Origin of the sequence: Hymenobacter profundi (assembly GCF_019334315.1) — a bacterium.
GTDB classification, from domain to species: Bacteria; Bacteroidota; Bacteroidia; order Cytophagales; family Hymenobacteraceae; genus Hymenobacter; species Hymenobacter profundi.
Map to the genome: position 1 here is coordinate 20,467 of NZ_JAHWGL010000071.1, position 7,699 is coordinate 28,165.

Here is a 7,699-nt window from a genome sequence, read left to right on the forward strand (position 1 = left end):
GTTTTCCTACTCCTTAATCAATCCCGAAAAACGAGACGCCGAAGCTCAGGCTCTGGGCCTGGGGGCCGCGGTTGTCCTTGAAGAGCTGGTTGAGGTGGTACTTGGCAAACAGGTCTACCTTACGGAAGCCGATGCTGCCCTGTAGCCCGTACTGGAAATCCTCCAGATTGTAGCTGCCGCGGTCCTTGTCTTTCCGCGTGTCACCATCCTGGTCGTACTTCAGCTTGGTGTGCGTACCCAGGCGGTAGCCCACGAAGCCACCGGCTGCCAGCCGGAACGTTTTGTGGTACTCTTTGTCGCGCAGATTTGCTTGCAGCATCACGGGTAGGTTGACGCTAGACATGGCCAACTTGCTTTTTTCCAGGTTGTAGCCTACCCGCTCTACCGTTGTGTAATTGGGTTGACCGCTTACCAAGCTCGTGTTCGATACAAATCGGGTATCATTATCGAGCATGAAGTTGTTGAAGGAAAACTCGGGACCCAGCAGCAGGTACATGGGCGAGCCTTTGCTGCCCAGGCGCTGGGCGTAGCGCCAGTACAGGCTCACGTAGCGCGAACCAAAAGGCCGTAGATCTATGGGCTGGCCGCTGGCAGGTAGTCTTTTGTTAGCCAGCGCATTCAGACCCAAGTCCATCCCGAAGGCACTCTGGCTGCTGCGGTTGGCCTCGCGCTGCCGCCGCGCCAGGCGCAACGAGTCGCGGTCTACTTCCTTCTTGCCGTCGTTGTCGATGTGGATGGACACGTGGCCGTTGCCGTGCTCATCCTTGTTTTCTTCTACCCTGATGTTGCCCATGCGGCCCAGGGTCACGTCTACGCGCTCGGCGGTGGGTTTCTGGGGCTTGCCTTGCGCATCCTCGTTGCGCACCGTGATGCGGATTTGCTCGGGCACGCCGGCGCCAGGGTGGTCTTTAGCAGGGTAGAACTCCGTCGTCACTTCACCCGAAGAAGAGTTTTTGCCGGCTGCCTCGGCCTGGCTGATATAGCCGTTCAGCACCGTCATCAGCGAGTCGAGCTTGTAGTTCTGCAATTGGCGCAGCTGGGCTTTATTTTTCACATAAAGCGTCATCACGGCTTGGTTGGGGAGCCGTACAATGATGGTATCATCGTTGAGAACGGGGGTAGGGCGGAGCGAGCGAGCGGAGAAAAGGTCGGTAGCACGGGCCGAGCAAGGCGCGGCCAGGGCCAGCAGCGCGGCGGCAGCTAGCAGGGAAGTAACGCGTTTCATGGCGTAGGAGCGTTAGAGTTGAATCGTTTTGTTGAGCTGATGGCCGGCCACGCGGGCCTGCACCGTCAGGGTTTCGGGTAGGCCTACTTGCTGTAGGTCTACCGGGTCGCCAACTACGGCATTGCGGGCCTGGCGCAGCACGGCACCCAGGCGGGTACGCTGCTGCGGAGCCGAAACCGGGGTTTGGGCCGCGGCCAGCACCGGCGCTGCCACTTCACGCACCACTTCCACCTCAATGGGGCGGGTAGGCACTTGCGTGGTGGTCAGCGTGGCCGGCACGGCCGCCACGGCTACTTCCGGAGCTGCCACTTCCAGGCGCTCCGGACGCGCCTTGGGGGTAGCAAGCGTTGCCACGGCAGCCGGCGCCGGGCGAGCAGAAGTAGTAGTGGCCGCAACCATGCGGGAAGCCGCCGCGGAGTGGCTGGCAGACAGCACCGATTGCGCTGCCGAAGCACTGGGGGCGGTAGCAACCGGGGCTTCTGAAGAGGTAGATGCGAGGTCCTGGGGAGCAGTTGCCTGGGTAGGCAAATCTTTTTTCGGAGCGGAAACGGCGGGTGCCGTGGTAGCCAGTCGGCCCGCCATATCGGTGGTGCCAGGGGCTTGTAGCAGCCAGCCCAGGCCCACTGCCAGTAGTAGGGCTACCACCGCGGCGGCTGAATATAACCACATGGCTGGGCGCTTCTTAGCGGGTTGAATCTCTTCTTCTAGTTGAGCCCATAGATGGTCGGGCGGGGTAGGGGCGTGGCCCTGGAGCCGGTCCCGAAACAGTTGATCAATATCTTCCGGTAGCATAGTATTCTTTTGGTGGGGTGGTAGAAATGGCCATAGCGTTGGCCACGGTCAGGCGGCGCTGCAACATGGCCCGCGCCTTACTCAGCTGCGATTTGCTGGTGCCTTCCGAAATGCCCAGCAGCTCGGCAATTTCGGGGTGGGAATAGCCCTCCAGCGCGTACAGGTTGAACACCGTACGGTAGCCGGCGGGCAGCTCGGCCAGCAGGGCCAGCATGTCGTCGGCCTGAAGCTGGGTGTCGGCGGTGGCGGGCGTCACGGCGGCGGTGCTGGGTACGTCGTCGATGGCCAAGTGCAGGGGCTCCTTGCGGCGCAGTTGGCCCAGGGCCTCATTCACCATAATCCGCCGGATCCAGCCCTCAAACGAGCCCTCGTGCCGGTACTGGTCTAACGCCCGAAACACCTTCACAAAGCCGCCAATCATCACTTCTTCGGCATCCTCGCGGTGCCGCAGGTATCGCAGGCACACGGAGAGCATCAGCCCCGCAAACCGCTCGTAGAGCAGTTTTTGGGCGCGGCTGTTGCCCTGGCGGCAAGCGGCAATGAGGTCGGCGTCAGTCACGGGTGTTGGGGTAGAGGTCTAGGGCGATAGCAAGCGTGTTTGGGAAGGTAGATGGGCGATGGGGAGTAACGGTTGCCTGACGGCAAAGAAAATTTTAGAGTATTTGCCAAAAGCAAAAAGATCATGGATATCATTAGGCTGTCGAAGCAGGGTAGGCATGCTGCCGTTGGCGGCTACTTTTCAACCTGCACGACATCGTACGTCGCGCACAAGTATCTTATTCACAATGCTATGAAAGAACCCAAGGAAATTGTTCAGGTAGACGCGCTGGAGCTGCGCTTTCTGCTGGATGGCGATGACACCGACCAGCGCCTGGTGGTGTTTGAGTTTTCGGTGCCACCCGGCGCGAAAGTGCCCGCCCCGCACTACCACCAAGACGTAGACGAAATGGTGTATGGCCTAGCCGGCAGCATGACCACCACGGTAGCCGGCCAGAGCCGCACGCTAGAGCCAGGCGACTCGTGCTTCATCCCGCGCGGTGTGGTGCACCACCATGCCAACGTAGGCTCCGAAACGGCTACCCTACTCACCGTACTAACCCCGGCCCTTATCGGCCCGGCGTATTTCCGGGAGCTAGGCGCGCTGCTGCAAGCGGGTGGCCCACCCGACCCAGCGCGGGTGCAGGAAATCATGGCCAAGTACGGACTGGTGGTGGCGTAATAGCGTGTGCATTATTGCTTTAGATGTGATGTCAAAAAGAAGACGCTACCTACCCCAGCACAGTGCTGGGGTAGGTAGCGTCTTCTTTACGGAGGTGGCAGAAAGAAACCTTAGGTCGGGAAGCGCTGGATTTATACGCGTGCTACCCCAAATGCTACGTTTGTCTCTGTCATGCAAGCTTAGTAATTGCCTATCGACAGCATCACCAGCGTGCAGGCTTCTTCGGTCCGGATGCCCTTGGCCTGAGCCATCTTTTCCAGCTCCTCGTTCTCGGTGCCGGGGTTGAAGATGATGCGTTTAGGCTTGAGGTCCAGAATGTAGTCGTACCAACTGGGCTGGTTATGGGGCCCTACGTAGAGCGTCACGGTGTCCACGGCGTCTTCGGCGGGGCGGTCGGTGTGAATATCGAGTCCGGCCACCTGGCCTTTGCGAATGCCGACGGGCACCACTTCGTGGCCGTGGTTTTTGAGCATGTTCACGGCCCGAAACGAATAGCGGGCGGGGTTATCACTGGCCCCGATAACAACGGTCTTTTTCATAAATAGAGTCTTGGGGTCTTGGAAAATTAGATTTTTACTTGAAGGTCATTAGGCTGAACGTTCAAGGAATACGGGTAAATAAAGGTGTTGTTAAACAAATAGGAGAAAACCTCCGACTCGGGCTCACGCAGGTTGATTCGGTGATGTTGGCTAGGCGGTAAGCAAATTCATAGCAATACCGCTTAGCAGCAAACCCTTACCAAGGCAAGACGCCAGTGGAAGAGGATGCCGTGCCGGTGGGGCCATCGGCTGGCAACAGGGCCAGCCGGATGGCCTCTGCCGCGCCCTGCGCGGGCGTGTCAGTTCCCTCAAAGCCATTCAAGTCGGTGGCCGTATAGCCGGGAGCGGCTGAATTCACCTTGATGGCCGTGGCTCGTAGTTCGTAGGCCAACTGCACGGTGAGCATATTCAGCGCAGCCTTTGAGGCCGAGTACCCCAGCAGGGCCCAATCGTGCTGCCCCACGATGGTGAGCGAGCCCAGCGGGCTCGACACGTTGACGATGCGCCCCGCCGCGGCCTGCTTCACCAGCGGCAAAAACGTTTGAGTGACGGCCAGTGTATCCAAAAAATTGGTTTGTAGCACTTGCGCTACGCTGCGCACATCGGCGGTGCCCGGTGAGCCGTCGCCGGGCACATTAATGCCCGCGTTGTTCACCAGGATGTCGAGGTGGCCTGTCTCGCGTTGTAGGCGCGCCGCAGCCGCGTCGAGCGTTGCTTGGTTGGCTAGGTCTACTTCGAGGAAGCGAACATCGCCTTCGGCAGCCAGTGCCGCTGCGGCTTGCTCACCTTTGGTGGCCTCGCGGGCTCCTAGGTATACCTGGCAGCCTGCCTGCAATAGTCCCCGCACTATTTCGAAGCCAATGCCTTTGTTGCCGCCCGTCACCAGCGCAATTTTCTTGTTTTCCATGTCAGTTGTGGGTTTAGCCTCCTACTTAATAAGGAGGCGAGTAAGTACCCCACAAAGGTCTGGGCAGTAGCTTAGGGGCAAACTTCGTCAGTCAACCCATCTGTTGTAGATTTCAAACATGGCAGCGCAATTTCAAATGCGCCACACAAGCTGACGCCCGATAACTACACCCCAAATACGGCCAAGCGCCGGAAATCTCCTGGCGTTTGGCTGGCCTGACGCTTGAAAAAGGTGCAAAAATGCGCCACATCGGTAAAGCCCAGGCTGTCGGCAATTTCTGAAATACTCCAGGCGGTTTGCTTTAGCAAGAGTTTGGCTTCCTGCGTTAATCGGCGGCTGATGAGGGCAGTAGTCGTGTGGCCCGTCATCTCCTTCAGCACGCGGTTAAGGTGGTTGACGTGCACGGCCAATTGATCGGCATAGTCCGTGGCGGTGCGTAGGCGAAGCGGTGGTTGCGGGCTTTGGCGCGGAAACTGCCCTTCCAGTAGCTCCGTGAATTGGGTGGCTACCCGTTCGGCGGCGCTGTGGGTAGCTAGCGGGGCGGGGGCCGGCTGTAGCTTCTGCACCAAGTGAATCAGCTCCCAGAGATAGGTGCGCAACAGGTCGTGCTTGTAGGCGTAGCCAGACGTGAGTTCGCGGGCCATCTTCTCGAAAATAGCTTCAAGCACTGCGCAATCGGCCTCGGCTACATCCCACACGGGGTAGGCCCCAGGCTGAAAAATGGGTAGCTCTGCCAGTTCCACCCCGGTGCGGGCGGGTAGCAGAAAGGCGTCATCGAAGAGGCAGCTATAGCCCGTAAAATCCTCGGTGAGCGGCAACCACCGATAGGGTACGCGCGGCGTCACCAGAAACAAAGTGTTATTGCCGACGTGCGGAGCCTGATCGGCACACTCTACTTGGCTACGCCCCCGACAGAGCGTGATTTTGTAGTAGGACCGCCGGTTAAACGTCATCGGGGGTGCTCCGCGAAGGTCTGCCAACGGGAATACGTTGAAATGCCCTACCCCCTGTTCCATATCGGGCGGCGGCAAGACGCCTACTGCTGACTCTGAACTTGGAGCACACGCAGCGTAAAAAGCAGGTAGGGAATTCGGTTTCATACAGGCAATTATACGTAGTAAGTAAGCGTGGCAGTAGGCAGCAGCGACGACACGTCGCCACAAGAAACAGGAAGCTACTCTCACGGGGTTGATTCCTGCTATAAAGGCTGACTTGGTCGTTTTCGCTTAGCTTAGGTAGAAGTCAGCGGTTTATCCTATTTGTTCATTAACATCTACAAAGCAAAAAGGTGTTGTCGGTTAAACAACACCTTATTCCAACAGCCAAACCAGCCAGGTATTTGCTCCAATTAAAGCGCTAAGCTCCCACTAACTGCCTCTGCGCACCGCTCGCCGTCCATGGCGGCCGATACGATGCCGCCGGCGTAGCCCGCGCCCTCGCCGCACGGAAACAAGCCCCGCACCACCGGGTGCTGCAAGGTGTCCCGGTCGCGGGGAATGCGCACCGGCGACGACGTGCGGCTCTCTACCCCCACAATCTGCGCGGCGTTGGTGGCATAGCCCGGAATCTTACGCCCGAAGTTCTCGAAGCCCTGCCGCAGCCGGCCCGCCAGGTTTTTGCCCAACACCTTATCCATGGGCACCGATACCAGGCCAGGCTGGTAGGAGGTTTCTAGTAGGTCCGCTGAAATTTTACCTTTCAGGAAGTCGCCCAGGCGCTGGGCGGGGGCTACCTGCGTGTTGCCGGCCAGTTGGCAGGCGCGCTGCTCAATTTGTTGTTGCAGGCGCAGGCCAGCCAGCGCACCGTGCTGGCGCACGTCCATATCCTCCAGCTCCACGGCCGTCACGATGCCGGAATTGGCATATTGCGAGTCGCGGCGGCTGGGGCTCATGCCGTTTACAATCACCTCGCCGGGGGCCGTGGCGGCCGGCACAATAAAGCCGCCGGGGCACATGCAGAACGAAAATACGCCCCGCTGCCCGCCCTGGCCCTGGGTCTGGTGCACCAAAGCATAGGACGCGGCCGGCAGTAGGCCACGGTCGGGGAGGCGGTACTGGGCACGGTCGATGAGCTGCTGCTGGTGCTCCACGCGTACGCCCAGGGCAAACGGCTTGGCCTCGACGAGCACACCGCGGCGGTGCAGCAGTTCGTAAATGTCGCGGGCCGAGTGGCCGGTAGCCAGAATCACGGCATCGGCCAGCAGCTCCTCGCCATTGGCCGTGACGACGCCGCGCAGGTGGTTGCCGGTCAGCACCAAATCGTCTACCCGCGTATCAAACCGCACCTCGCCGCCAGCCTGCCGCACCGAGTCGCGCAAGGCGGCTACCACAGCCGGCAGCTTGTTGGTGCCGATGTGGGGGTGGGCATCGACCAGAATATCGGGGGTAGCGCCGTGCTGCACCAACAGGCGCAGGATGCGCTGCACGTCGCCGCGCTTGGTGGAGCGGGTGTAGAGCTTGCCGTCGGAGTAGGTGCCCGCGCCGCCTTCGCCAAAGCAGTAGTTGGAATCGGGGTTAACGAGCTGTTGCTTGTTGAGAGCCGCCAGGTCGCGGCGGCGGGTGCGCACGTCTTTGCCGCGCTCTACCACAATGGGCTTGATGCCCAGCTCAATAGCCCGTAACGCCGCAAACAGTCCGGCCGGGCCAGCACCCACAATCAGCACCGTGCGGCGGGCGCGACTTACATCCGGAAACTGAAACCAGGGTCCGAACAACTCGGCTGGGGGTGTCGTGCGGTAGATGTCGGCGCGCAGGCGCACTAGCGGTTGTCGGCCGCGGGCGTCGATGCTGCGCTTGCGCAGGTGCACAAAATCGGCTTGGCCGGGGCGCAAGCCGGCAGCGGCCAGCAGGGCTTCGTAGCGGGTAAGCTCGTCGTAGGCTTGCTCGGGCGCAAGCAGCAGCTCGACTTCCTGGGGGGAAGGGGTAGGCATGGGTGAAAGGAAGTTAACCTTTAAACCGAAGTAGGAAAAGGATTGCAAAGATACGGCAGGAGTGGGAGCTTGTCATTTCGAACGCAGT

At 60.0% G+C, this 7,699-nt stretch carries 8 protein-coding genes; 1 reads left to right on the top strand and 7 read right to left on the bottom strand.

From position 1 onward, the window contains the following. Nucleotides 1-13: 13 nt before the first annotated feature. From KYK14_RS15405 to KYK14_RS15415, 3 genes are read right to left on the bottom strand one after another with little or no spacing between them, the layout of a single operon-like run. On the bottom strand, nt 14-1,225 hold the full coding sequence (locus KYK14_RS15405) for an outer membrane beta-barrel protein (protein WP_219160037.1): 1,212 nt from the start codon (nt 1,223-1,225) through the stop codon (nt 14-16). 12 nt (nt 1,226-1,237) lie between these two features. Next, on the bottom strand, nt 1,238-2,017 hold the full coding sequence (locus KYK14_RS15410) for a hypothetical protein (protein ID WP_219160039.1): 780 nt from the start codon (nt 2,015-2,017) through the stop codon (nt 1,238-1,240). Then, nucleotides 1,998-2,576, bottom strand: coding sequence for an RNA polymerase sigma factor (locus KYK14_RS15415; protein ID WP_219160041.1), 579 nt, complete (start codon nt 2,574-2,576; stop codon nt 1,998-2,000). The genes KYK14_RS15410 and KYK14_RS15415 overlap by 20 nt, the downstream gene beginning before the upstream one ends. Before the next feature lie 231 nt (nt 2,577-2,807). On the opposite strand from KYK14_RS15415, the gene KYK14_RS15420 reads away from it, so the two are divergent. After that, nucleotides 2,808-3,236, top strand: coding sequence for a cupin domain-containing protein (locus KYK14_RS15420; RefSeq protein WP_219160043.1), 429 nt, complete (start codon nt 2,808-2,810; stop codon nt 3,234-3,236). Between the two features lie 179 nt (nt 3,237-3,415). Here the strand turns inward: KYK14_RS15420 and KYK14_RS15425 are convergent, their stop codons facing one another. From KYK14_RS15425 to KYK14_RS15440, 4 genes are all read right to left on the bottom strand, one after another. Continuing rightward, complete coding sequence (locus KYK14_RS15425; RefSeq protein ID WP_185283706.1) at nt 3,416-3,775, bottom strand: CoA-binding protein; 360 nt, start codon at nt 3,773-3,775, stop codon at nt 3,416-3,418. A gap of 196 nt (nt 3,776-3,971) precedes the next feature. Next, nucleotides 3,972-4,682, bottom strand: coding sequence for an SDR family NAD(P)-dependent oxidoreductase (locus KYK14_RS15430; protein WP_219160045.1), 711 nt, complete (start codon nt 4,680-4,682; stop codon nt 3,972-3,974). 164 nt (nt 4,683-4,846) lie between these two features. Continuing rightward, on the bottom strand, nt 4,847-5,782 hold the full coding sequence (locus KYK14_RS15435; protein ID WP_219160047.1) for a helix-turn-helix domain-containing protein: 936 nt from the start codon (nt 5,780-5,782) through the stop codon (nt 4,847-4,849). A gap of 248 nt (nt 5,783-6,030) precedes the next feature. Next, nucleotides 6,031-7,611 (bottom strand): NAD(P)/FAD-dependent oxidoreductase, encoded by a 1,581-nt coding sequence (locus KYK14_RS15440; protein WP_219160049.1) that lies wholly within the window; start codon nt 7,609-7,611, stop codon nt 6,031-6,033. Nucleotides 7,612-7,699 lie beyond the last annotated feature (88 nt).